We start from the raw sequence: 23,754 nt of genomic DNA on the forward strand, positions 1-23,754 counted from the left end.
GCAAAAACGCGCCGCCATCTTTAAAACGATGACAACACGTTTTCACTCGACTAATTATGCTAACGATAACAGCTCACGCTAAATAGAGCCGGCTTTCGTTAGTTCTGGATTTTTATTCGCTGAGGTCGGCGCCATTATTGGCGATAACTTTCTTATACCAATAGAAAGAATCCTTGGGCATCCGTTTCAAAGTCCCTTGACCAGCGTCATCGCGATCGACGTAAACAAAACCGTAACGTTTCTTCATCTCGCCGGTCCCTGCGGAAACCAAATCAATACAGCCCCACATGGTATAGCCCATCAAGTCGATCCCATCCAAATCAACTGCTCGTTCCATTGAACCGATATTCGCTTGGAGGTATTTGATCCGGTAATCATCGTGGACCTTGCCATCTGCGGCGATCTCATCGGCCCAACCGATCCCATTTTCCACGATCCATAAGGGTTTGTGGTAGCGATCAGCCAAAGTGTTCAGCGCTAGCCGCAATACTTCAGGGTCAGTCGCCCAACCCCAAGCGTTGGTTTCCAAATAAGGGTTCTTGATACCACCTTGACCTAGATTACCATCGCTTTTGGCAGTTTCTTCATGGGTCGTGACCACATTGGAACCATAACAGGAGAAGCTCAGAAAATCAGCAGGATATTGCGCCAACAAATCATAATCCTCAGGACGATCAACCAATTTGATCCCCTCGCGCTCATAACGTTTCCATTGATAAGCGGGATAATGACCGCCAGTTTGGACATCGGAATAGAATAAAGTACGTTGCATCCCTTCCATGACTTTGATCTGATCTTCTGGATCACAGGTGTAGGCATAGAGCGGGCCATAAGCCAACATTTGCCCGATCTGGATCGCCGGGTCGAGCGCATGAGCCGCTTTAACGACTTTGGCACTGGCGACCAGTTGATTATGAGCGGCCTGAGCTTTATTTTGCGCAGTACCGTCGATCACACCACGAGCTACGAAAGGCGCGACTTCCATACAGTTGATCTCATTAAAAGTCAGCCAATACTTGACCTTGCCTTGATAATGTTTAATGACAGTCGTGGCGTATTTTTCAAAAAGAGCGATCAATTTTCGACTAGCCCAACCATTATAGTTGATCGCCAACGCCAACGGAGTCTCGTAATGCGATAAAGTCACCAAAGGTTCGATATCATACTTCTTACACTCGTCAAAGACCCGATCGTAAAAATCAAGCCCAGCTTGATTAGGTTGATCCTCTTCCCCAGTTGGAAAGATCCGGGCCCAGTTCATACTAAGCCGAAATGTCTTGAAACCCATTTCGCCCATCAAGGCAATATCTTCTTGATAATGATGATAAAAATCCGTACCTTCATGACTAGGATAATAATAGCCAGCCACATCTGCGGGAACAGTTCCCTCCGGCACGACCCGAGTTGGACCACCCCAGCCAGCGGGATTACTACCCGTCTCCCCCGTTTTTAAATTACGCCAAGTGATAGAACGCGATTTCGTCGCGGAGCCAACGGTCATCACATCAGAGGTATTCAATCCCTTGCCGTCCGTCAAATAGGCGCCCTCATACTGGTTCGCCGCAGTCGCGCCACCCCAGAGAAAATCTTGCTTAAAAGCCATCGAATCATCGCACCTTTCTTGAACTAAATTTGTCTTACTAAAAATCAACCTTATTCAAAGTCATTTTAACATTAATCCAGTAACACGTCATCCAAAATCAGAGTGCGGAGCAAGCCGGGTTGCTTGTGAGCATTAGCCTAACAATGGTTTTGGAAGCGCACTTTGCTTCCGGAACCATTGTGTAGCTAAGCGCAACAAGCAGGCTTGCGCAGCACGTTTCAAAATCAGAGTGCGGAGTAAGCCGAGTTGCTTGTGAGCATTAGCCTAATACTAGTTTTCCCCTTACTTCTCCTGCGTGATTCGGGGCGAGCTTGCTGTGGGTGGCTGTCTCGTTTCAATCTTGGCCGCGGGCTGCGCTGCATGTGGCGGGTAAGCTCGCTGTGCTCCCGTATCTCGGCCGTAACTTCCACTGCGTGGTTCGGGGTGAGCTCGCTGTGGGCGTCACTTTGAGCTTCGCAAAGTACGCGAATCTCAAAGCTGAGCCTTGGTCTAAGTGGCACAGCCACTAAGACCAATTTCACGGCGATCTCACCCCGAACCACTCCGTTGCAGTTACTCAACAATTGTAAGTAGTTTAAGCTGCCACGCCATAGTGCTTGCTCGTGTGAATTGACAAATTTCACCGCAATGACGATCATGACTAGTGATCACAAGTTCGTACCGATAGTCACACCGTAGAAAGCGACTAGCTGATCACCGGCAACTCTAGTCAAACAACTGACAGGCCTTTTCTCACAAAATGAAATGATAGCATTTTGACCACCCCACTAGCAAAACCACTTCGCAAACTACTTCGCCAAGATTGCAGATAAGCTCCATTCTGCCTAGCAACCGCCTCAGGGCGTGTGGCTCAGCAGTGAGATTTGTCTTAGTGATTTATCACTTAGACAAAGACCTGATTTTGAGACAATTCGATCTTTGAATTGTCTCAAAACAGCGTCCACTGCGTTCCAGCCACCACAAACGCCCTGAGGCGGTTGCGTCACCACCAAACCCCACCACACCTGCAATCAAGCGGAGAAATAAATACAGAACCGGCACTTTGTAAATTGGCTCAATATAATGACACTTTTGAAATTAACAGCATGTCGATCCATAACAAATAGCCCGAGAAAATAATTTTCTCGGACCATTGCGGTGACATATTCACTTAGCATACTAAAGTTCTAAGCGCTTGCTGATTATCTCATTGATCTAATCATGCCGCCGTTGCCGCTTACCTAGACCTAACAGTCCAGCCAAACTGGCGAGGATGATGCCCCAAAGACCAAGTTGTGGTTCCACTTGTTCCCCAGCTTGTGGCAATTTAGCCGCATTTGTTTGCTTGGCTTTGCTTGCCTTCACTGTCTTAGCAGCGTTCGTGCTCGTTTTTTGAACTGCGCCTTGGTTTTGAGCTGACGTATTTGTCTGACTACCACTAGTTTGACCTTGATTCGCACCAGTTGTTGGTTTTTCTGTTTGATCTGGATCCTTTGCTGGTTCTTCCTCGGTCGTGTCAGTGGATCCCGACTTCAGCTCTAAGCCTTTGATAGCCGCTTCTAGTTGCGCTGTCGTGGTCTGGACCTCTGCCAAAGTTGCATCGGATTTGTTCAAGATCGCAACCACGGCTTCGCGAGCTTGCGCTAGGATCAGGGCTGTCGCGTGCGTATATTTACCACTCTTACCTAGATCACGAGCCTCGGCCAATTTTGTCCGCAACTCTGCTTTGGCCGTCGCTAAGACTGTTGCCGCTGCTGGATCGTCTGCCTTCGGGATCAACGCGTCCTCAGCCGCTTTTAAGTTCGCTGCCGCCGCTTGCACGTCAGCCAACGTAGCTTCTTTATCGTTGAGCACTGCTTGAACGGCCGCACGAGCAGCAGCTAATGCTTGCGCCGAATCATGGGTATAATCGCCACTAGCGCCTAATTCCCGCGCATGTGTCAATGCTTCTCGTAAAGCAGTCTTCGCTTCCTTTAAAGCAGCCGCGTCGGAATCGTCAGGATCCTCAGGATCAGTCGGTACAGTCGCGCTGATATTGCTAACGTTATAAGTGACTACTGGCGATTCATTGCCGTAACCATCAGTCGACTTGAACAAAACATTACCGTTTTCTTTGACCACGACACCCTCTGCTGGCACTGCCTGATAAGTTTGACCGCCATCCGTACTATATTCGACAGTCTCATCAGTTGCACTGGCCTCTGCGGTCAATGTCACGCTGGTCGCTGGTTCCTTGGTATTTTCACTGATCGTTGGTGCTGTTAACACTGCTTCAGCGCGATAGTCAACATGGATCTGTTTGGTCGTCGGGTTACCCATTGAGTCCGTGACTGTAACGGTGATCACATTGATACCTGGGTTCAGGGTAATGTCTTTGCTAAATTCTAGCTTGCCACTTTTACCGCTATTGATGTCGATGTCACTGTAAGTCGCGTCAACATTGCTGCCATTGATATAAAGATCAAAGTAATCCACATTGTCAGTCGCCGTACCACTGACCGTGTAATTTGGATCATTGGTCTTAACGACTTGATCAGTTGGATTATTCAGGTTCAAAACTGGCGCTTCAGTATCCAATAGGAAGGATAACGTCTCTTGGAAGGTCTTATTTTGAGTGGTATCCCCAACGATCACTGAGAATGGTTTCTGCCCAGCATGTCCCAGTTCTAATTTCACTGAGAAGGACAAGTCATCAGGATTTATCTGAACATCCTTGCCGTCGATCTTCAACGTCGTTGTGTTATGTTTGACGTGCCCCGTGATGGTCGCGATACCAGTTTCGGGATCATAATAGCTGGTGTCGGCCAAGCTCAAGTTATTGGAACCAAACTTGACGCCATGATCAAAGGTAACGGCGTTATTCAAAAGATCTGGATCATTAGAGGACTTGATCGTCTTAGTGGCCGTCGTCGTGTTCCCATCGGCGTCGATCGCGGTGAAGGTCAGCTCATTGTCGCCATAAACAACTGGGACAGTGGCCGTAAAGTGATGGTCCGCATCGAGGTCGGCTGTGATCGTTTTGCCATTAGCCGCGACTTGAACAGCGACAGTATCAGCGCTAACGGTCCCAGAAACTGGTGCTTCTTGTTCAGAGGTCCCACTAGCAACATTCAATTCCGCAAATGCTGGCGGTGTTAAGCTGACCCGAGTTTGATAACTGCCGAGAGGCGTTTCATGGTCTTCATCGCTGTAAAGGGTCACGGTGCTGTCATAATCCTTGCCTGCGGTCAATGGTAAAATCGCGTTGAAGTAATTCGTGAACAGTATCTTAGAAACATCTAAAGTTTGTTCCTGACCATTCTCGTCAGTATAGGTGCCGTAAACTTTCCCTGGGTAGGTCCCCGTCAAGCGATAACCGTAAGTCCCAGCGTCTAATGAAATGACGTCAGGCGTAGCCGTGCTAAGAACCTCTGGGATGCCCCCGTTCAAGAGAACTAGGTCATAGCTAGTTTCACCTGGTTTTTGGACAGGCGTCATCTCGTCTGCGGCATTCGTCGCATTATCAGTCAAATACAATTCAACGGTATTTTTACCATTAGTTAACGCCTGCGCCTGCTCGGTCGTCAATGGGACAGTGACCTTGCTATAACCATCTGCAGTGCTGCCCTCGACTTCGAACTTACCGCCTTGGGCAACAATGCCATTGATCGCGGTGATCGCCGATCGATCGATATCAAGTCCGCTCCCGCTATCTTTGACTTCCGCGGTCGCGTAATAAGTCTTGCCATCCTTATCTTCTTGAACATCTAAGCCAATATTGCGGATCGTTGGCGCGACGGAATCGACTTTGAACTTAGCGCTGTAAGACTGTTCTTGGTCGGAACCTTCTGGTGTTCCCGTCAAGCGGTAAGAATAAGTCCCGTCAGCGACGGTCTTGTAGTCGCCTGTGGCTTGATCGTAGTACGTCCCGTCCCAGCTTGGCGCGGTGAAGGTCGTGTAGTAACCGCCGTTGGAATAGAAATAAGTCTTGGTCAGATTGGTCGATTTACCTAAGGTCGTGACCACATTATTATCCGCGTCCAAAATATCGACAGAAACATTTTGCGCGTTCCGGAACAGATAGTAATCAAATTGGATCTCATTGAAGAAAGCCCGCGAGTCCGTTGAAAAGGCGATCGCATCTTCATCAACATAAGCGTAACCTTTATCATCCGTGGTCAAGCCGAGGTAGTAGGCGTTGCCTGAGGCGGTATTACGTCCCAGCGCGGTCGTACCGTAATTGCCTGTCCCTTGTGGCGAGAATGCCAAGCCGTTCAACGTATCAAAGAATTTATCTTGACCCCAATTCCCATAGAAGCCTAAGTAAGGAATACTGAGACGACTACCATCACTACCAGCGAAAGCTAAGAAACCTTCAATGTACTGTTGTTGCTCCAGATCCTCTGGCAAACTCAAGGTCAAGGAAACCTGGACTTTTTGACCAGCAGGGACCTTGATCGGCTCATTGGCCTTGATCGACGCGCCAGCAATAGCTTGGTCATAAAGGATCGCGTCTGCAGGATCAGTCGCCGAAGTGTATACAGCATTCGTATCTTCGTTTTGGTCCAACTGATAAGTCAGATCATTTTTAGTCCGGTTAGTGAAGGTCAAAGTAAAGGTTTTCTCTGTGCTGCTGAAATCCTTCAATTCGATCGCCGGATAACCATTGTCAGAGACGACTGTTGAGGGGTTAGTTTCTAACGCCTTGATGGCCGCGTCAACATCGACTAAGCCCGCACCTTGACGTCGTGGTGATTCGATCACTTCGCCATGATCAGCGTCATGAACTGGTCTCGCCGTATTCATTTCAATGGCTTTGATCAGATCGACTGTTTCCGCGCCACTCAGGCCTTGATACAATTCATAGAACGGATTGTCCTTGTTGGTCATGCTTTGTTTCAATAGGGCCTGGGTCCCGGCGATAAATGGTGAAGCCATCGACGTCCCTGACATATTGATATAACCATTATTATTTTGAGTCGACCAGATGTTGCCCCCTGGTGCGGTGATATCAGGCTTAAAGGAAAGATCAGAAACAGGCCCGTAAGAAGTAAAGGTCGACATTCTATCTGTCTGCACCAATTGGTTTGGCAATTGGGCCAAGCCGATCCCCACGTTGAAGGCCGTGTCAGCATGGCCTTCATCAACATATTTGGCCAAAGCTCGTCCAGTCGTCCCAGCCAAGCCAAATGATGGAAAATCAGTCGTCAGTTGGATCGAAGTCAACGGATCCGCGGTATCGGCGCTATTGACGATGATCAATCCAGCGGCGCCAGCCTTCTTCGCGTTGGCTTGCTTTTCAGTAAAGGCCAAATCACCACGTAAAACGATGGCGATCTTCCCTTTGACATCGGCGCTATATTGATCGGGTGAGCCAACGCCCAGTTCGCCTGCTTGATTTTTGACCACATAGAATTGTTTTTGATCAAAAGCCGTTTCAAAACTAGCGTCTGATAGCTGGATCGCCTCAGGTCCTAACTTGAAATCTGCGTCAGCGTTATTGGTGATCGTAACTGCTTCACTGATCGCCTCGACATTTTCAGCCGAAGCAACTGTGGTCGCGCTTCGCGAAGTTCCTGGTGTGCCGACTGTTTCGCTATCAGGCAGGCCATAGTAATCTTTATTGACGCCTTCTTGATCTGAACCAGTGGTCCCTTCATTACCGGCGGAGATCACGGCGGCTGTCCCTGCGTCGATCGCATTTTGGACGGCTGCTTGTTCAGGATCAGCTAAGGTTTGACTGCCAGACGTCGAACCTAAGGACATGTTCAAAACATCAGCGCCGATCTTAGCCGAATCTTCGATCGCGGAAACGATCGTCGCCGAGCCAGTCGTCGATGAAGTATCTGAATTGGTAAAGACCTTCATCGCCAAAAGTTGCGCTTCTGGCGCGACCCCAACGACTGAAGTTGTTGGATCGCTGCCCGTGCCGTTAGCCCCAACGATCCCGGCTACGTGCATCCCGTGTTGTTCGGCTGGATCATCATCAGTGATGATATTGTTATTGTCTGCGTAGTTGAAGCCATAAGGGACCTTAGCCGTGAAATACTGACCGTGTCCAGCTTCCGCGGCAAAGTCACTAGCGTCAGCTTTAGTCAGTTTCACATTACTCTCATCGCTTAAGCGCATATCTTTATGGTTAGGGTCGATCCCCGTATCGATCACGGAAACGACTGTTTTCTCACCCTTATACTTGTAACTAGACCAAACTGACTGGACATTGCCCATTTCATTGGCCTTAGCATCCGTCGTGTAATAAACCTTCGCCAAAGTCACCGTCTTGACGCCGGCGATCGCTTGCAATTTGGCTAAGTCACGAACTTTAGCCTTAGTCACAAAACCATTGACGACGTAACCATAACTCTCAGAAACGCCTTGCTTCGTGATTGCTTGGACTTGTTGCTTGACACTTGCTTGCGCCGCAATCACTTGATCGGAGGCTTGTTGGATCTCGGCTGTACTAGAATAATCATTCTCAACACTGCCATTTTCAGCCGCTGGCGCTTGATTCAATTGCACGATCACATCAACATAAACATCCTGCTTTTGCGCTGGTGTATATTTGCTGTAATCGATCCCCTGCGCCGCTAACTGCGCTGAGATCGCCTTTTCCGTAGTGCTGGTCGTGGCTTGCTCGGCTGCCTTCTTCTTGGTCTTGTTGGTGCTGGCCTGCTTGCCCGCTTGTTCACCAATCGCCGCTTTGACCTGCAGTTCATTGACTGAGACTGTCGTTAACAATCCCAAAACTGCGGTACTCGTCAGCAAAAGTGATAGCTTCTTCCCTCGATGTTTCATTCAATAACCTCCAAATAACGTTGTCAACATGCCCGTTGGAACCCCAGATGCCATGTTATGATTAGATATTATATCCCTTAAATTAAAAAAATCAACGTATTTTTAATTATTTGTTCAAATTGATGTCATAAATAGTCAAGTTCTCTCATATTGTCCGCTATTTATCAAAAAAATAGCCTAGTTTGAAAATATTTATGATAAAAGAGTTGAATTTTCTCATTTAAGCCTGTAAAATGGGCACTATTCAATTTTGAATTTTAAGCATGAGGGAGTTTTTATTGTGAAAAAAATTAAAAATGGGCTTTTCGGCGGTTTAGGGGTCATCTTCGGCCTCTTCTTAATGAGTGGCTGCCAACAAAATGCCGCCAATGACCCAACCATCGCCACCTACCAACAAGGCAAAGTGACCGAGGAACAATTTTATCAAGAATTGAAGGCCTCACCGACTAGCAAAACGATCTTGGCCAATCTGTTGATCTACACGGCCTTAGACCAAAGCTACGGCAAAGAAGTCAGCAAGACTCAGGTCCAAAAGGAATATCAAAGCTATCAACAACAATATGGCGATCAATTCACCAGCTTTTTAAGTCAAAACGGTTTTACTAAGAAGACCTTTAAACGCAGTCTGCGCACCAACTTATTAAGCGAAGTCGCCTTGAAAGATCTGAAGCCAGTCAGTAACGCCCAATTAAAAACCGCTTGGAAAAAGTACCGTCCCCAAGTCACGGTCCAACACATTTTAGTTACCGACGAAAACACCGCCAAGGAAGTGATCCAACAGTTGCAGGCTGGCGCTGATTTTTCCCAGTTGGCTAAAACCTATTCAGTGGACAATGCGACCAAAGATAACGGGGGCAAACTGGCCGCCTTTGATTCCACCGATCGCACCTTGGATTCGACCTTTAAGGATGCCGCCTATGCTTTGAAAGTCGGGGCCTTCACCACCACACCAGTAAAGGTCACCAATGGTTACGAAGTGATCAAGGTCGTCAAAAACGCTGGCAAAGGAAGCTTCAAAGCAGCCAAGGCCACCTTGACGAAGTCGATCTACGCGAATTGGTCTCGTAACGCGACCACGATGCAAGCAGTGATCAGTGAAGTGCTCAAACGGGAAAAAGTGGTCATCAAAGACGCCGACTTAAAGAGCGCCTTGAATACTTATAAAACCAGCATCAGCACTAAAGCCACAGAGTAGCTTTGACGTTTCACTCGAATCGACCCAACACAAAAATCACGGCGCAACTTTTTGAAAAGTCGCGCCGTGATTCTTGTGTTTTCATTATTTTAGGGTGATCCTAATTAGATCTTACCCATTTCTGTTAATTTAGTTTCGATCTGATCGAGCACGATCTCCCGATCTCGTTCGTTTTCCACAAAGTCATACTTGTCGCCATCGATCCGGATCTTCGGTGAGTAGTTATAGTTCTCGTACCAAGGCTCGTAGTAATCCAACAAGGTGTGGTAATACTTGACCAGGGAAGGATCCGTGGTCACCTGCTCATACGAACGACCCCGTTTGGTGATCCGCTTCAACATCGTCTCGTAAGACACGTCGATATGGATCAACAGATCTGGATTCTTCTTAGGCATCCCCTTGATCTCTTCCATCATGTTCGCTAAAAGATCCTTGTAGATCTTGACCTCAGTCTGATTGGCCCGACCCATGTCCGCGTTCATTTGGAAGAACAGCGCGTCCTCATAGATCGAACGATCGAGCACATTATTATCCGCCGCCAAGGCCCGCTTGATACTGTGAAAACGGGTGTTCAAGAAGTAGATCTGCAAGAGAAAAGCATATTTATTTGGATCATCATAGAATAATGGCAAGACCGGATTGTCATCCACACTCTCATAAAAAGCTTCAGTTCCTAAACGTTTCGCAATCAATCCTGTTAATGATGATTTGCCGGCTCCAATGGCCCCACTAAGTACTAAAACTGTCATCACATTCTTTCCATTCTTTTTAGACTTGACCGTCGCGAATCAGGCGATCCTTATTTTTGACGGCCAATGAGAATTGATGACCAGCCTGCTGACCATCGCGCCAAAAACACCTTATCTATCATACAAAAGCTTTGCCCTTTTTTCAAGCAGAAAAATACAATCACTTGTGTTGATTTTAACCAGCGGCCACTAAATGTAGTGGCCAGCAACTCAGTTCCCTGATTGCGCGGCTTGATTTTTCTCGTCAAACTGCCATTCTGCCTTGAAATCGGTCACGAACTGGCGCATGATCGCGGTCCGTTTTTCCGCGATCGCCCGTGCCTCAGCTGTATTCATTAGCGCGGCCAAACGGAAAAGTTTCTCATAAAAATGGTTGATCACAGGCGTCACTTGTCGATACGCTTGATGATCCAGTGTCGTTCGCGGCGCCAACTCAGGATCAAACATCGGCGCCCCAGTACTAGCGCCATAATAAAAAGCCCGGCCGATCCCCACCGCGCCTAACGCGTCTAAACGATCCGCGTCTTGGACCAGTTGCCCCGCCAAAGACAATTGCCAATGGGTGCGCAGATTTTGGGCGTAAGACAGGTGATCGATGATCGCGTAGATCGCCTCGATCTGGGGCGCGCTAAAGCCCGCTTGTTGATAACGACCAGTCAAACGCTGCCGGAGCACGCGCAATTGCGTCGGGTCAGAAACCAATTTTTCATCCAAAACATCGTGGGTCCACGCCGCGGCTAGCACCACGTTTTGGTCGGCTTGGGGATAATATCGGGTCAAATACGCGCTGAGTTTGACCACGCGTTGAATATGGGCCAAATCATGTCCCGAATGATCTTTAGCGCTCTGTTCGGCGACAAAATCCACAAGTACCTCGATCTCTACCATCTTGCTTCCTCCAATACCTTTGTCTTCACGAATAACGCGGCGACCATCGCAGAGCGTCACCAAAAATGCTAAAATAAACTTTAGCATATCTCAGCAAGCAAGGAAAGTGACGATCCATGAAAAAAAGTCAGCGCGCTCAATTATTTCTCCAAAACAATGCCCATTTTTTTAGGTGCCCCCTGTGCCAACAGGCCTTGCACAGCACGGCCAGCGGTTTGGCTTGTCGCAACGGTCACAGCTTCGATCTCTCTAAAAAGGGGTCTTTATATTTCTTGCCTCATCAGATCAAAACAGATTATGACACCGCGATGCTCAGCGCCCGTGGCCGGATGATCCAACGCGGGATCTTCCAACCTTTAGTCACGCTTTTGCAGGACTGGTTACCAGATGATGATCCGCTGACCATTGATGTTGGTTGTGGTGAAGGTGGTTTCCTCGCTCAACTAGGTCAAGCTCGACCGAGCTCTGAGGCCAAGATCGGCTTTGATATCAGCAAGGATGGCGTTTATTTAGCGACAGGCCAGCCGCTGAGCAACGCTTTTTGGTGCATCGCCGATCTGACCAATCTACCTTTTGCTGATCAGCAAGCCAGTACGATCCTGAATATTTTTTCACCCTCCCATTACCGCGAATTCCAACGGGTCTTGCGTCCCAACGGTCATTTGCTCAAAGTGATCCCTGAAGCCCATTACTTGCAAGAATTGCGCCAACATTTCCTCCCCGGTGACAAGATCGCCTATTCCAATCAGCGCGTGCTCGACCACCTGGCCCAGGAAATGACCATCGATCAACAAACGCGGCTGACCTATACTTATCAACTTCCTGATGCGGCGGCCTTCGCTGACCTAATGCAAATGTCACCACTAGAATGGCAGGCAACGACCGCCCAGAAGACTGCGCTGGCCGCCCGTCCGTTTAGCGCGATCACCATTGACCTGCTGGTGATCCAAGCCCACTGATCGCCGGTTCTTCTTGATTTAAAAAGTCGCCGCCACTCCCTAACAGCGAAGAGGCACGCGACTTTTTTTGACGCTCTGAAAAAGGCAAACACATTGATCAAACAGCTAATAGGTTTTGACCGGATCTAGACCCGATTAGTCATCGACCCGATCGAACTCACAAGTAGGCAAGTTCATTAAAGTCGGTACTGAAATAATCATGATAGGCTTGGGCTGTGCTTGTTTTGAAACAAACCAATTCGACCCGCTGAACTGAATTTTCTTCGCGGCCAAACTGACGTAAAACACTGGCAACTAGCGGCAAGCTCAAGCCGACAGGAAACCCGTAAGCGCCAGTGCTGATCGCAGGAAAAGCCACGCTGGTCAACCGTCGCGTCGCCGCTAAGGCTAAACAATTCTGATAACACTGTTGCAAGGCTTGACTGGCCTGAACATGGGCTTCCGGCCGATAGATCGGACCGACTGTATGGATAATGAACTTGGCTGGCAATTCAAAGCCAGGCGTCAAGACCGCCTCCCCCACAGCTAAAGGGCCTAAGCTACGTTGCAAAGGCGCTAATTTTGGTCCTGCCGCCAAGTTGATTGCCCCATCAACGCCGCCGCCAGGGTTCATCCAAGGATTGGCCGCGTTAACGATCGCGTCAGTTGCCACCTTAGTCAGGTCGCCTTGATAGACGCGGATCAACAAATGACCGCTTTGACATTCCAGCGCCTTAATCATCACCACCGGCTTCCGAATCCGCTCCCGCAGGATCCTTGACCGTCGGGGTCGGTTCATCTTCCAAGCGTTTTTGTCCCGTCAATTGCTGGATCTTAGTAATATCTTGAGTGACCTCCAAGCAACCAGCGTACTGGCCCTGTTCATCGTGGACCGCGAAGTAGCGGATATAGACCCGACGACCGCGAAAATCGATCCAAAAATCAGCGTGATCACGAAGGCCCTGATGAAAATCGGACAAGATCTTCAACACCCGATCCGCACTTTTTGGCGGATGGCAATTAATGACTGCCCGCCCGACGACCGCTTTCGTTCGGGGAAAGACTCGATCCCCATCGTCAGAAAACCAAGCGACTTGATCATTGGCGTCGACAAAGGTCAGATCCACCGGCAAAACTTTGAAGATTCCCGTCAACTCTCCTAAATCTAATTGACCATTATTGAAGGCGATCTGGGCTTGACCTTGCGCATTCAACAACAACTGCGTCGGCTGATAGTCAGCCATTGCCTCCTTCGCAGACGACCCTGCTGGCGTAGCTACGTCAGGTCGCACCACTGCCGGATCAGGTTCAGCAGTCGCTGCCTGCGTATCAGTGGTCGACGCAGAAGACGGCGCCGGCGTACCCAATTGCTCCTTAAATTCTTTGACCTTGTAATTTTTGACTTGGGGATCGATCTTCAGCCGGCCAGGAGTTTGCTGATCCGCCAAAGCTTGCGCCATCTCATTCAACTCATTGGCGATTTTTGAGTCCACTTGCGGTGTAGCCGCGGCCAATTGCGCCGCGGTCGGTCGCCATGGCAACGGTGGCGCGATCAAGGTGTACCCGATCGGATCACTTTCCGCGGCGATCAAGCCCCAGTCCGCCACGGTGAATACTTCATTGACCATCGGCACCATGATCTCCTCTTCTTTGAAGATCATTTCTTTGATTTCTTTGTTGGCCGCTTCAATGGCCGTTTCGATAACATACTTGTCCGGCAATGGCTCTTGCGCGACCAATTTATTTGCCTGTTTGATCAAATCACGGATCTGATCATCAACACCCCACATTACTTTTGGAGGCGCAGTGATCCCGTACTTATCCATCAACGGAAAAATCAGATTTTCTTTACGGGTATAATGACGGTCGATCGTTGTCAGATCCTGCAATGCCTTGCGCATCCGCTGCAAATAAACGTCATCGCTACCAGATTGCTGCCACTTCTTCAAACAAGGCAATAGTTCATCCTGCAACAACGAGCCGATGATCAGATTTTCTAATTTTAAAACTTGAACGGGATGACCTGGCTGCTCTTGATCAGGTGTCGTGGTCTGTTCATCCGTGATTTTACCCTTGAAGACTGCGGCGTGAACGTTACACAAATGTTGGATCTCCATGGGATTTAAGCCACTCGCAATCAACTCTCGTTCTGCTGAAGTGATCTCAGCCACATCTACTTGATCGAAGGTCTCATCAAAAATCGCCTTGGCTTTTTCAAAAGAACCACCGTTATGCAAGAGTTTCAAGATCTCGACGATCTTCTGTTGGCGATAAACGGCGTTATGCTTGATTTGATCAGCTGCACTCATGCTTCTGCCACCTCGAATCCGGCGTTATGTAACGCCGTTATTAGTTGTGCTAATGGGATCTCTTTCATTTTTGCACCTTTGCGCAAGGTCATAAAACGACCGGCGGTTTGTAACAAGAGCGGGTTGGTCACGCCATCTAACCCGATCGCGATCATCACCGGTTGCACTTCAGGAACTTCGCTCAGCAAATCGAAAACCGGTCGATCCAAACTAATTGTCTTCGTTGTCATCCGCAAAACCTCACTTTTCTACTTCTTCATTGTACCATGATGCCCGTGATAAATTGTGGACAATTCAATTTAATTCAGAAAACAGAGTGCGGAGCGAGGATGGGTGGCTGCGAGCATTAGCCTAGTCATGATTTTGAAAGCTGAACTTTGCTTTCGGAACCATGACGTAGCTAAGCACAACAGCCAATCCTCGCGCAGCACGTTTCAAAATCAGAGTGCGACGCACAACGGGTTGACTTTGAGCATTAACCTAGTCAGGATTTCGGAAGCGGATTGTGCTTCCGGAAGCCTGACGTAGTTAAGCGCAGAAGTCAGTTGTGCGACGCACGTTTCAAAGCAAAGCGCGAACTGACCTGGTCAGCTCCTGAGCATTAACCTAGCAATTGTTTTGAAAGTGGGCCTTACTTTCGGAATAATTGCGTAGTTAAGCACAAGGAGCTAGGTCAGTGAGCACGTTTCAAAATCAGAGTGCGACGCACAACGGGTTGACTTTGAGCATTAACCTAGTCAGGATTTCGGAAGCGGATTGTGCTTCCGGAAGCCTGACGTAGTTAAGCGCAGAAGTCAGTTGTGCGACGCACGTTTCAAATACAGTACACCGCACAAGCTAATCAAATCAAGCAAAATATTGCAACGCCGATTGGGGATGTTGACAAAATAATTGCCTGATCACGGCAATTAAAAAAGCAGGGGCTCGACCACTTTTGGTCAAACCGACTGCTCGGGAAAAGGTTCAGAAATTTTTTGTAAAGTAGGTGAACTGACTCGGCTTAGTCGTGATCGCCGTTATAGATCGTGTTGCGCACGAGAACGTAATCCACATCTCGCAAAGCCGCCAGCTCACGACCACCAGCGTAAGAGATCGCCGATTGCAGATCTTCTTCCATATCGGTCAATTCTTGATAAAGATCGCCCTTCAACGGTAATAATAAATGCTTACCTTCGATATTATGATGTTCATGCTTTTGATTTTCGGACGCGGAACCAAAATATTCTTTAAATACTTTACCAGCGTGTTCTACGATTTGACCAGGCGATTGTTCAAAGCCAGCCAGCATCGAGCCGACCATCACCATTGTTGCACCGAAGCGGATCGACTTGGCAATATCCCCATGGGTCCGAATACCGCCATCAGCAATGATCGGCTTCGTCGCAGCCGTGGCGCACCATTCCAAGGCAGATAGTTGCCAACCACCAGTACCAAAACCCGTTTTGATCTTCGTGATGCACGCGCGACCAGGGCCGATCCCTACTTTCGTTGCATCGGCGCCTGCCGTTTCCAAATCATGAACACCTTCTGGAGTCCCCACATTACCGGCGATCACAAAAGTCTCCGGCAAAGTTTTTTTAATAAATTTGATCATCGCGATCACCGAATCAGCATGACCATGGGCAATATCAATGGTCACAAATTCAGGCGTCGCTTGAGCCGCCCTTAGTTCCTCAACAAATTTAAATTCATCCGGTTTGACCCCCACTGAGATCGAGGCGAACAGGTTATGTTGATGCATTTTCTGAACGAAAGCCAAGCGTTTTTCCGGTTGAAAACGATGCATCACGTAAAAATAACCATGACTAGCCAGCCACACCGCCAAAGGCTCATTGATCACAGTCTGCATATTGGCCGGGACCACCGGGATCTTAAACTCATAATCTCCCAGCTTCACTGCCGTCGCCACTTCTTGACGACTGTCGACCACACAGCGACGGGGAATCAATTGGACGTCATCGTAATCAAATGTATTCATGAACACTCACCTATATCGTTCGTATATTTTTGAAGCCAGAACTATCTTAACAATTTATTGGCTGATAAGCAAGTAAAATACGAACTATATTTGTGTTGTTATCCTTATTGTCCTTTTTCATTTGATGGCCGATGTTCTCGCTGTTGGTGCGGCGGGTAGTAAATATTTAAATCATGGCCGCAGCTTGCGCTGCGAAATTCGGGGTGAGCTCGCTGTGGGCGTCACTTTGAGCTTCGCGAAACCCGCGAATCTCAAAGCTGAGCCTTGTCCTAAGCGGCAAAGCCGCCAAGGACAATTTCACGGCGATCTCACCCCGAATTTCTCCGCTCCAGCCGCTCAACGTTATAACAGCCGTTTGAGCACTCACGCCAACTGGCAAGCTATGACCAATTGATGGGGATCCACGCAAATGACGGTCTTAGTTAGTGATTGCAAGCTTTAAATTGATAACACCAGTCAGTGCAATCTGTCTGATAAACAAGCCTAGTTATCTAGTGAATCAACTGAATCATTCGGTTGCCACTCAAGAATTGTTAAGAAAACAAGCGGAGATGTTCAGCCTACGCAAACTGTCTCAATCTCCTAATCCAAATCCGTTAGCATTGCCGTACCACCCCAAAAAGGCCGATTGTTTTGACCACCGCACTTGCAAAAGCACTTCGTCTAATCCTTCACTTCGATTGCAGATAGGCTCAATTCTGCCTAGCAACCGGCTGGGACTGCGCGGCTCTATCTAGAGTGAGAGCCGACCTGGGTAGCTTCTGAGCATTATCCTAGCAACTATTTTGGAGGCTGGTTTGTACCTCCGGAATAGTTGCGTAGCTAAGCGCAAGAAGCTAGGTCGACGAACACGTTTCAGTGGTGAAATTGTCCTTGGCGGCTTTGCCGCTTAGAACAAGGCTCGATTTGAAGACAATTCTCGCTTTTGGAATTGGCTTCAAACGATGCCCACCACGTTCGAAACAGAGTGTGAACCGACCCGATTAGCTCCTGAGCATTAGCCTAGCAATTGTTTTGGAAGCTGCATTTTGCTTCCGGAACAATTGCATGGCTAAGCGCAGGGAGCTGGGTCGGCGAACACGTTTCCAGTCCGCATCAGCGGTCCCAGCCGGTTGCGTCCACATCCAAACCCATCACACTTGCAATCAACCCCAACAAAAAAGGCAATCGCCTTAACGATTGCCCAACTGTGGTACTGATTCATTCATGATAACTCTAATCCATTTTTCCATGACCGACCAGCAGTGCAACACTACTTGACCAGCAAAGCCTCTTTCGCATGGATCAACTCGGTCAGAAGCTGGCAGATCGGTGTCGCTAAACCGGCGGCAGTCGCCTTCTTCGCGACGTAACCGTTCAGATAATCGATCTCGGTCAAACGATGATGCTCGATCAGGTCTTGATGCATGGACGGATAGTGCTCGCCCGCCTTTTTCGGATCGTACAGAGCTTCGACGTCTTGGGCGATCGGCTCCACGGGCAAGTCCACCTGATCATCATGTTTGGCGATCAAAGCAAACTCGGCGATGATCTGGCGCAACAATTTCGCGGTCTGTGGCAACGCGCCTAACTGGGCGATGTTGCAATCCAATAACGTGCATAAAGTATTCAAGGTCCCATTGACACAGGCTTTTCGCCAGATCGAGAAGATCACATTGGGACTATATTCCGCCTTCAACCCCGCCGCGCTGAAAACGCGACAGATCTCTTCGGCCGCCGCTTGTTCCGTCGGCACGATATTTTGAATTTCGACGCGACCATCACCAACTAGTTTAACATGACCCGGTCCGATCAACGCTGCTGTCCACAACGTCACACCCATAAAAATATTCTCTTGATGAACGTATTTTTCTAAGGTCGGCACGTGGCCCAAGCCGTTCAATAGACAAACGATCTTCGTTTCTGGTGTCAAGATCGGTTCGATCGCCGCTAACATTTTCGGTAAACCCATGGATTTGGTAAAGAGGATCACTAACTCCGGCTTCTCCGTCACTTGTGCCGGCAAGTATGCCGGTAAGTGGACTTGGGAACTGCCGGTTTCTGTATCAACGGTCAAACCCTTGGCGTTGATCGCCGCCACATGTTCTGCCCACTGATCGATCAGAATGACTTGATTCCCCGCGCGGCTAAGCATGACCCCGAACCGGGAACCCATTGCGCCCGCGCCTGCAATTGCGATTTTCATGACTAAAACTCCTTTTTTGAAACGTGCTACACACAGCTAAGTTACAGGTCTATTCTAACCAATTTTGCCGCATTTGACCTTGATAACGCCTTGCTATTTCGCTTTAAAATGGTGGTAAAGCCGCAATCCTAAGTTGACCAATAGCACGATAAGCCCACCAAAGAGCAATAAATAGCCGATCGGGATCAGGAAGAAGGGTTCATGTAAGATCCCATTACTGTCCACCGAGGAGCCGATCAATGCCGCCGACAAGAAGCAGGCGCCGCCTAATACAAATAAGATCACGGTCGCGATATTGAGCCGGGCCAAGCGTACTTGACTACCATCTTTAACTAATTTCTTTGCCATCGTTTCGTCTCCTAAAATCAATTGATCAAGAGAGATTTGGAAAAGTTGGGCAATGGTGACCACCATGGCCAGATCGGGCAAATTACGATTATTCTCCCAACTAGAAACAGTTTGCCGCGACACGTGTAACTGTTGCGCTAACTGTTCCTGCGTTAAGGCGTGTTGTTGCCGGATCTTCTTGATTTGTCCTCCGAAATCCAAATAACTTCCTCCTGTCACTTTTAGGTATAACAGCCACGAACGTTTTTGCCTAGCTTGCGTTGCAAGCGGCAGCACCGTAACCTAGCTCGTTGAACAAGCCTAACTAAAAATCGACGCTAGTCTGGCTAGCATCCTTGACCCAACTGCGAGCGATCGACGTTATGTAACGCCGTAACGCTAAGATTTCAATACGTTTACCCACATCTGATTTTTTTGAAAGTCTGTAATATCTAAGCAATGTCGCGTTGATTCTTTTAGTGGTCGACTTCATTGTCACGACACTATTTACTATTCACTGTTGAAAGCATCGGCGAAGTCATGTTGACCCGTCAGCAAAACAGCTAACCGATCACGCCATAGCAGAACGGCCGTGGCAATCGTTTGGCACGCAATTTAGCTTTCTGTCTTGGAGATCAAGATCAGCGCCAGAGGTTTTTGACTGAATCGCCGAACTGAACGGCGGCCTGCGCGTATTTATTTTTGATTGCCGGTTGGATCCGTAATGAACAGTCCTTGGCAATAAAGTCCGCGATCTCCGCGAAAGTCATTTGTGAGGTGTCGATCACCTGGGCGAATTTTACCGTATCGATTGCGCTTACATCGGTCTGCAGTCGCTTGACGGTAAACTGATTGTGTAGATCACCGCGTAACTTCAAGCGCTTCTTGATTGTTTCAGGGTCAGCTGTCAGAAAATAATGACGGACATCGATCTGATCATGACGCAAACGCCCGATCACTTCATCAAAATATTGCGGTTCAACTAATGATTGTGGTACGATCACCGTTTGTTGGCCTTGCAAGGCGATTTTACGCAACAATTGATAATTCCACTGCCGCCATTCAGGGTAATCTTGAAAATTATCGAGATTTAACGACTTGGGTAATTGTTTGCGCAATAATAGCCCGACATTATCTGGCTCATATCGTAATGAGCCGTTCAACCGCCGATTCAGCTCGCCAGCAGTTTGTGATTTCCCGACGCCAAAAGCGCCATTTAACCAAATAATCATTTTGATCACCTATCATTTAAATTAACCAGAGCGACTGGCCGTTTTGCTAATCATACTACGCGCCACAACTACTTAGGGAGAAGTCCCACTGGAAAAGATCCTTCGCTAGACTGGCTTGTGGCAACTGTCGTTTATAAAGGACAGTTGCTTTAGAAACCGCCGAACCAACTAAAAAAATTATCCCAAATCACCGGCAAAAACTTCACCGCAATTAAAATAAGTAGGATCAAATAAACCAATTTACCAGATCTTTGTTCTCGCTCAGTTGGCCCCGCCTTTTTTTCGTGCGCTTGCTTTTGCTTGGTTACTTTGGTATTGGTTGGTCCCAAATCGTTCCAAGCCGAACCAACATCGCTAGTCTCATGACGCGTTACTTTAACATTTTCATGCCAAGTATCGCCGTCGTGATAGTCCTCTTGGCGATCATGATAGACAACATCCGCTGGTTCATGGTACGTCTCTTCCTGCCCGATTCGTCTTTGTCGTCGCATTTTGCCCACTCCTTTGAACCCTTTGCCCGTTCTCTTAATTCTACCCTTTTTCGTTGAGCCAACCAAGCCGTCGGTCATAATTTATCAATAAAATAGCAAACTCGTTCGTCTGATAACTTGACGATCGTTCACCGAGTCCACCGCCAGTTTCTGCCACTGACACGACTAAGGCGCAAGCGTTCTCTTGAGCACGGCGGTTTTGCGGTTTGATCGTTACCATTGAATTTCGTTAAAAATCTGGTATAATTTCTAAGTTATTGGCTATTTAACAGCTAAATCCTTTATAATGGAGTCTAGAATGACTAATCGGAGGTACGTGGATTGACTACTGCCAAAATCGTTTACGCCAGCATGACTGGTAACAATGAAGAAATCGCGGAGATCGTTGAAGAGGCTTTTCAAAATCATGATGTGGAGGTCGAGACCACGGAGATCTCGCAGGCCGACGCGGCGGATTTTGAAGACGCGGATATTTGTGTGATCGTCACTTATACCTACGGCGAAGGTGATATGCCTGATGAAGCGCAGGACTTTTACGACGATCTACTAGAGGAAGACCTTAGCGGCAAGGTCTACGGCACTTGTGGCTCTGGTGACCTTTTTTATGAAGGTCACTTCTGCGCCACTGTCGATGATTTCGACCGAGCTCTGGCCCAAACTGGCGCGGTCAAAGGCGCTGAAAGCGTCAAGATTGACTTGGCGGCTGAAGCGGAGGATATCGAGCATTTGGAACAATTCGTTCAAGCCTTGATCACTCGCGCTCAACAAAACGGGTAAGTTGCGATGATGAAATTTCGTGAGTTCCTCTTCCGCCATCGGGATTTTCTGATCTATACGGTTTTTGGTTTTCTCGCGTCCCTGATCAATATTGGCTCATTCATGTTGATCAAATCCGTTTTTCATATCCATTATATTTTTGCGAATACTTTGGCCTGGTTCATTTCAGTGATATTCGGCTTCTTCACCAATAAATCGATCGTCTTTAAGTCGCAGTATTCTACTGGCTATGCTTTATTCACCGAGATAATCGCTTTTCTTTTCTTTCGGGGGATGAGTTTACTAGCGGACTCGGCGATCATGGTCTTAGGGATCAGTATTTTGCATATGTCCAGTTTCTGGGCCAAAACGATCGACCAATTACTAGTGGGGCTACTTAATTATGCCACCACCCGCTTCACCTTTAGTAAGGAACAAAAGGAAATGACGGCACGATTACGTAAATTGCGCCAACAACGGCTGCAACGGCATCATGGCTCACCGACTTTACCGGCGGCCACACCAGCAGATGAAGAAACGCCTAAGAAAAAAAGCTGAGTTTTTGACCAAGTCTCCGTGGTTAACACCACGATCGTGACTTGTCATCCTCAGCTTTTTTTATTTATTTTTGAAACGTGCTGCGCACAACTGACTTCTGCGCTTAACTACACAAAAATTCCGGAAGCAAAGGACGCTTCCATAATCTTTGTTAGGTTAATGCTCAAAGTCAACCCGTTGTGCTCCGCACTCTGATTTTGAAACGTGCTGTGCACAACTGACTTTTGCGCTTAACTACACAAAAATTCCGGAAGCAAAGGACGCTTCCATAATCTTTGTTAGGTTAATGCTCAAAGTCAACACGTTGTGCTCCGCACTCTGATTTTGAAACGTGCTGTGCGAGGATTGGCTGTTGTGCTTAGCTACGTTATTGTTCCGAAAGCAAAAAGCGGCTTTCAAAACCATGACTAGGCTAATGCTCGCAGCCACCCATCCTCGCTCGCACTCTGATTTTTTTTGAAACGTGCTGCGCAAGTCTGCTTGTTGTGCTTAACTACGCAATTGTTCCGGAAGCAAGGAACGCTTCCAAAACAATTGCTAGGTTAATGCTCACAAGCAAACCGACTCGCTCCGCACTTTAATTCTTGAAATCAGTTGGCCGGGCAACACCATTGTCAAAATAGGCCTGGATCGCCGTACAGATCCGCGTAGCCGCATGACCATCGCCATACGGATTCTTGGCCTGCGCCATTGCCTGATAGGCGGCCGGATCCTCCAACAGACGTAACATATTGGTCTTGACCGCTTCTGGATCAGTTCCGACCAACTTCAATGTACCCGCGGCCACCCCCTCAGGACGTTCGGTTGTGTCCCGCAGAACTAACACAGGTTTACCTAACGAGGGCGCTTCTTCCTGAACACCGCCAGAATCAGTCATAATGAAATAAGAACGCGCAGCCAAATTATGAAAATCGACCACATCTAAAGGAGCAATCAAATGAATCCGTGGATCAGCGCCTAAAATCTCATGGGCCGCTTCCTGAACCACAGGATTTAAATGAACGGGATAAATGATCTCCACATCGTCATGACTATCAACGACTTGACGCATCGCCTGAAAGACACGGCGCATTGGCTCACCTTGATTTTCCCGACGATGCATCGTGACCAAGATCATTTTCTTAGTGGGATCGACTTCATCGAGGACTTGGTGATGGTAATCTGCCTTGACCGTTTGTTTCAAAGCGTCGATTGCTGTGTTACCAGTAACATAGATCCGTTTTTCAGGGTGATTTTCTTGCAACAGGTTGGCCTTACTCTGACTCGTGGGCGCGAAGTAAAGGTCAGCCAGATCATCTGTGATCTGCCGATTCATTTCTTCTGGAAAAGGCGAATACTTGTTCCATGTCCGTAAGCCCGCCTCCACATGTCCCAAAATAGTCTGTTGATAAAAGGCCGCCAAGCTCGCGGCCATTGACGTGGTCGTATCCCCATGGACCAAAACGATATCCGGTTTTTCTTCAGCGATCACCGCTTCGATCCCTGTCAATACTCGACCCGTGATCTGACTCAACGTCTGCCGCTGTCGCATGATATCTAAATCATGATCTGGCGTGATCTTAAAGATCTCGAGGACCTGGTCTAACATTTGCCGATGTTGCGCCGTGACCACCGTGATCTCCTTAAACTCAGGCCGTCGCTGTAATTCCTGGACCAGTGGCGCCATTTTGATCGCTTCTGGTCGCGTACCAAAAACCGTCATCACTTTGATTTGCTTTGCCATCAGACTACCTGCCTCTCATCAATTCGTTTCATTAATTCTGATTATACTATATTTGTGAAAATAAAATCG

Annotated in this window: 17 protein-coding genes; 4 read left to right on the forward strand and 13 right to left on the reverse strand. The window is 48.1% G+C overall.

Going from position 1 to position 23,754, the window contains the following annotated elements; all coding sequences use genetic code 11:
* Positions 1–112: 112 nt before the first annotated feature.
* Both OCU21_RS04105 and OCU21_RS04110 read right to left on the reverse strand, forming a co-directional pair.
* The gene (locus OCU21_RS04105; protein ID WP_261806216.1) at positions 113–1,603 is read right to left on the reverse strand and encodes a glycoside hydrolase family 1 protein; all 1,491 of its coding nucleotides are present in this window, start codon (positions 1,601–1,603) and stop codon (positions 113–115) included.
* 1,194 nt (positions 1,604–2,797) lie between these two features.
* Entirely contained in the window at positions 2,798–8,356 is a 5,559-nt protein-coding gene (locus tag OCU21_RS04110; protein ID WP_261806217.1) for a S8 family serine peptidase, read from the reverse strand.
* A gap of 280 nt (positions 8,357–8,636) precedes the next feature.
* On the opposite strand from OCU21_RS04110, the gene OCU21_RS04115 reads away from it, so the two are divergent.
* Positions 8,637–9,551 carry a peptidylprolyl isomerase PrsA gene (locus OCU21_RS04115; protein ID WP_261806218.1) on the forward strand — a complete coding sequence of 305 codons (915 nt, stop codon included), beginning with the start codon at positions 8,637–8,639 and terminating at the stop codon, positions 9,549–9,551.
* 104 nt (positions 9,552–9,655) lie between these two features.
* On the opposite strand, the gene OCU21_RS04120 is transcribed toward OCU21_RS04115, so the two are convergent.
* Both OCU21_RS04120 and OCU21_RS04125 read right to left on the reverse strand, forming a co-directional pair.
* Positions 9,656–10,300 carry a deoxynucleoside kinase gene (locus OCU21_RS04120; protein WP_261806219.1) on the reverse strand — a complete coding sequence of 215 codons (645 nt, stop codon included), beginning with the start codon at positions 10,298–10,300 and terminating at the stop codon, positions 9,656–9,658.
* A 210-nt stretch (positions 10,301–10,510) separates the two neighbouring features.
* Positions 10,511–11,188, reverse strand: coding sequence for an HD domain-containing protein (locus OCU21_RS04125; protein ID WP_261806220.1), 678 nt, complete (start codon positions 11,186–11,188; stop codon positions 10,511–10,513).
* Positions 11,189–11,304: 116 nt separating this feature from the next.
* Between OCU21_RS04125 and OCU21_RS04130 the strand changes: the two genes are divergently transcribed.
* Positions 11,305–12,147 (forward strand): putative RNA methyltransferase, encoded by an 843-nt coding sequence (locus OCU21_RS04130; protein ID WP_261806221.1) that lies wholly within the window; start codon positions 11,305–11,307, stop codon positions 12,145–12,147.
* A 157-nt stretch (positions 12,148–12,304) separates the two neighbouring features.
* Here OCU21_RS04130 and OCU21_RS04135 read toward each other — a convergent pair whose 3' ends face one another.
* From OCU21_RS04135 to OCU21_RS04170, 8 genes are all read right to left on the reverse strand, one after another.
* A complete protein-coding gene (locus tag OCU21_RS04135; protein WP_261806222.1) occupies positions 12,305–12,868 on the reverse strand; it encodes a macro domain-containing protein in 564 nt (187 codons plus the stop codon).
* Positions 12,861–14,435 carry a DUF438 domain-containing protein gene (locus OCU21_RS04140; protein WP_261806223.1) on the reverse strand — a complete coding sequence of 525 codons (1,575 nt, stop codon included), beginning with the start codon at positions 14,433–14,435 and terminating at the stop codon, positions 12,861–12,863. The genes OCU21_RS04135 and OCU21_RS04140 overlap by 8 nt, the downstream gene beginning before the upstream one ends.
* A complete protein-coding gene (locus OCU21_RS04145; RefSeq protein WP_261806224.1) occupies positions 14,432–14,665 on the reverse strand; it encodes a DUF1858 domain-containing protein in 234 nt (77 codons plus the stop codon). Before OCU21_RS04145 ends, OCU21_RS04140 begins: the two co-directional genes overlap by 4 nt.
* A gap of 770 nt (positions 14,666–15,435) precedes the next feature.
* Positions 15,436–16,413 (reverse strand): GMP reductase, encoded by a 978-nt coding sequence (locus tag OCU21_RS04150; RefSeq protein ID WP_261806225.1) that lies wholly within the window; start codon positions 16,411–16,413, stop codon positions 15,436–15,438.
* 1,252 nt (positions 16,414–17,665) lie between these two features.
* Positions 17,666–18,598, reverse strand: a complete 933-nt coding sequence (locus OCU21_RS04155) for a 2-dehydropantoate 2-reductase (protein WP_261806226.1) — start codon at positions 18,596–18,598, stop codon at positions 17,666–17,668.
* A gap of 93 nt (positions 18,599–18,691) precedes the next feature.
* The gene (locus OCU21_RS04160; protein WP_261806227.1) at positions 18,692–19,147 is read right to left on the reverse strand and encodes a DUF3955 domain-containing protein; all 456 of its coding nucleotides are present in this window, start codon (positions 19,145–19,147) and stop codon (positions 18,692–18,694) included.
* A gap of 419 nt (positions 19,148–19,566) precedes the next feature.
* Positions 19,567–20,157: a P-loop nucleotide/nucleoside kinase family protein gene (locus OCU21_RS04165; RefSeq protein WP_261806228.1), complete on the reverse strand. Its 591-nt coding sequence runs from the start codon at positions 20,155–20,157 to the stop codon at positions 19,567–19,569.
* Positions 20,158–20,306: 149 nt separating this feature from the next.
* Positions 20,307–20,648: a hypothetical protein gene (locus tag OCU21_RS04170; protein ID WP_261806229.1), complete on the reverse strand. Its 342-nt coding sequence runs from the start codon at positions 20,646–20,648 to the stop codon at positions 20,307–20,309.
* A 321-nt stretch (positions 20,649–20,969) separates the two neighbouring features.
* Between OCU21_RS04170 and OCU21_RS04175 the strand changes: the two genes are divergently transcribed.
* Together OCU21_RS04175 and OCU21_RS04180 are read left to right on the forward strand one after the other, a co-directional pair.
* Positions 20,970–21,425, forward strand: a complete 456-nt coding sequence (locus OCU21_RS04175; protein WP_261806230.1) for a flavodoxin — start codon at positions 20,970–20,972, stop codon at positions 21,423–21,425.
* Between the two features lie 6 nt (positions 21,426–21,431).
* Entirely contained in the window at positions 21,432–21,962 is a 531-nt protein-coding gene (locus tag OCU21_RS04180) for a GtrA family protein (protein WP_261806231.1), read from the forward strand.
* Between the two features lie 577 nt (positions 21,963–22,539).
* Here OCU21_RS04180 and wecB read toward each other — a convergent pair.
* Positions 22,540–23,685, reverse strand: coding sequence for a non-hydrolyzing UDP-N-acetylglucosamine 2-epimerase (gene wecB, locus OCU21_RS04185; RefSeq protein WP_261806232.1), 1,146 nt, complete (start codon positions 23,683–23,685; stop codon positions 22,540–22,542).
* Positions 23,686–23,754 lie beyond the last annotated feature (69 nt).

It is taken from the genome of Lapidilactobacillus luobeiensis (genome assembly GCF_024345205.1).
Lineage (GTDB): Bacteria > Bacillota > Bacilli > Lactobacillales > Lactobacillaceae > Lapidilactobacillus > Lapidilactobacillus luobeiensis.

Coding starts and splice junctions, on each gene's coding strand:
- wecB (WP_261806232.1), bottom strand. CDS start 23,685: ATGGCAAAGCAAATCAAAGTGATGACGGTTTTTGGTACGCGACCAGAA.
- OCU21_RS04135 (WP_261806222.1), bottom strand. CDS start 12,868: ATGATTAAGGCGCTGGAATGTCAAAGCGGTCATTTGTTGATCCGCGTC.
- OCU21_RS04180 (WP_261806231.1), top strand. CDS start 21,432: ATGATGAAATTTCGTGAGTTCCTCTTCCGCCATCGGGATTTTCTGATC.
- OCU21_RS04170 (WP_261806229.1), bottom strand. CDS start 20,648: ATGCGACGACAAAGACGAATCGGGCAGGAAGAGACGTACCATGAACCA.
- OCU21_RS04120 (WP_261806219.1), bottom strand. CDS start 10,300: ATGACAGTTTTAGTACTTAGTGGGGCCATTGGAGCCGGCAAATCATCA.
- OCU21_RS04145 (WP_261806224.1), bottom strand. CDS start 14,665: ATGACAACGAAGACAATTAGTTTGGATCGACCGGTTTTCGATTTGCTG.
- OCU21_RS04150 (WP_261806225.1), bottom strand. CDS start 16,413: ATGAATACATTTGATTACGATGACGTCCAATTGATTCCCCGTCGCTGT.
- OCU21_RS04165 (WP_261806228.1), bottom strand. CDS start 20,157: ATGATTATTTGGTTAAATGGCGCTTTTGGCGTCGGGAAATCACAAACT.
- OCU21_RS04140 (WP_261806223.1), bottom strand. CDS start 14,435: ATGAGTGCAGCTGATCAAATCAAGCATAACGCCGTTTATCGCCAACAG.
- OCU21_RS04130 (WP_261806221.1), top strand. CDS start 11,305: ATGAAAAAAAGTCAGCGCGCTCAATTATTTCTCCAAAACAATGCCCAT.
- OCU21_RS04125 (WP_261806220.1), bottom strand. CDS start 11,188: ATGGTAGAGATCGAGGTACTTGTGGATTTTGTCGCCGAACAGAGCGCT.
- OCU21_RS04105 (WP_261806216.1), bottom strand. CDS start 1,603: ATGGCTTTTAAGCAAGATTTTCTCTGGGGTGGCGCGACTGCGGCGAAC.
- OCU21_RS04155 (WP_261806226.1), bottom strand. CDS start 18,598: ATGAAAATCGCAATTGCAGGCGCGGGCGCAATGGGTTCCCGGTTCGGG.
- OCU21_RS04110 (WP_261806217.1), bottom strand. CDS start 8,356: ATGAAACATCGAGGGAAGAAGCTATCACTTTTGCTGACGAGTACCGCA.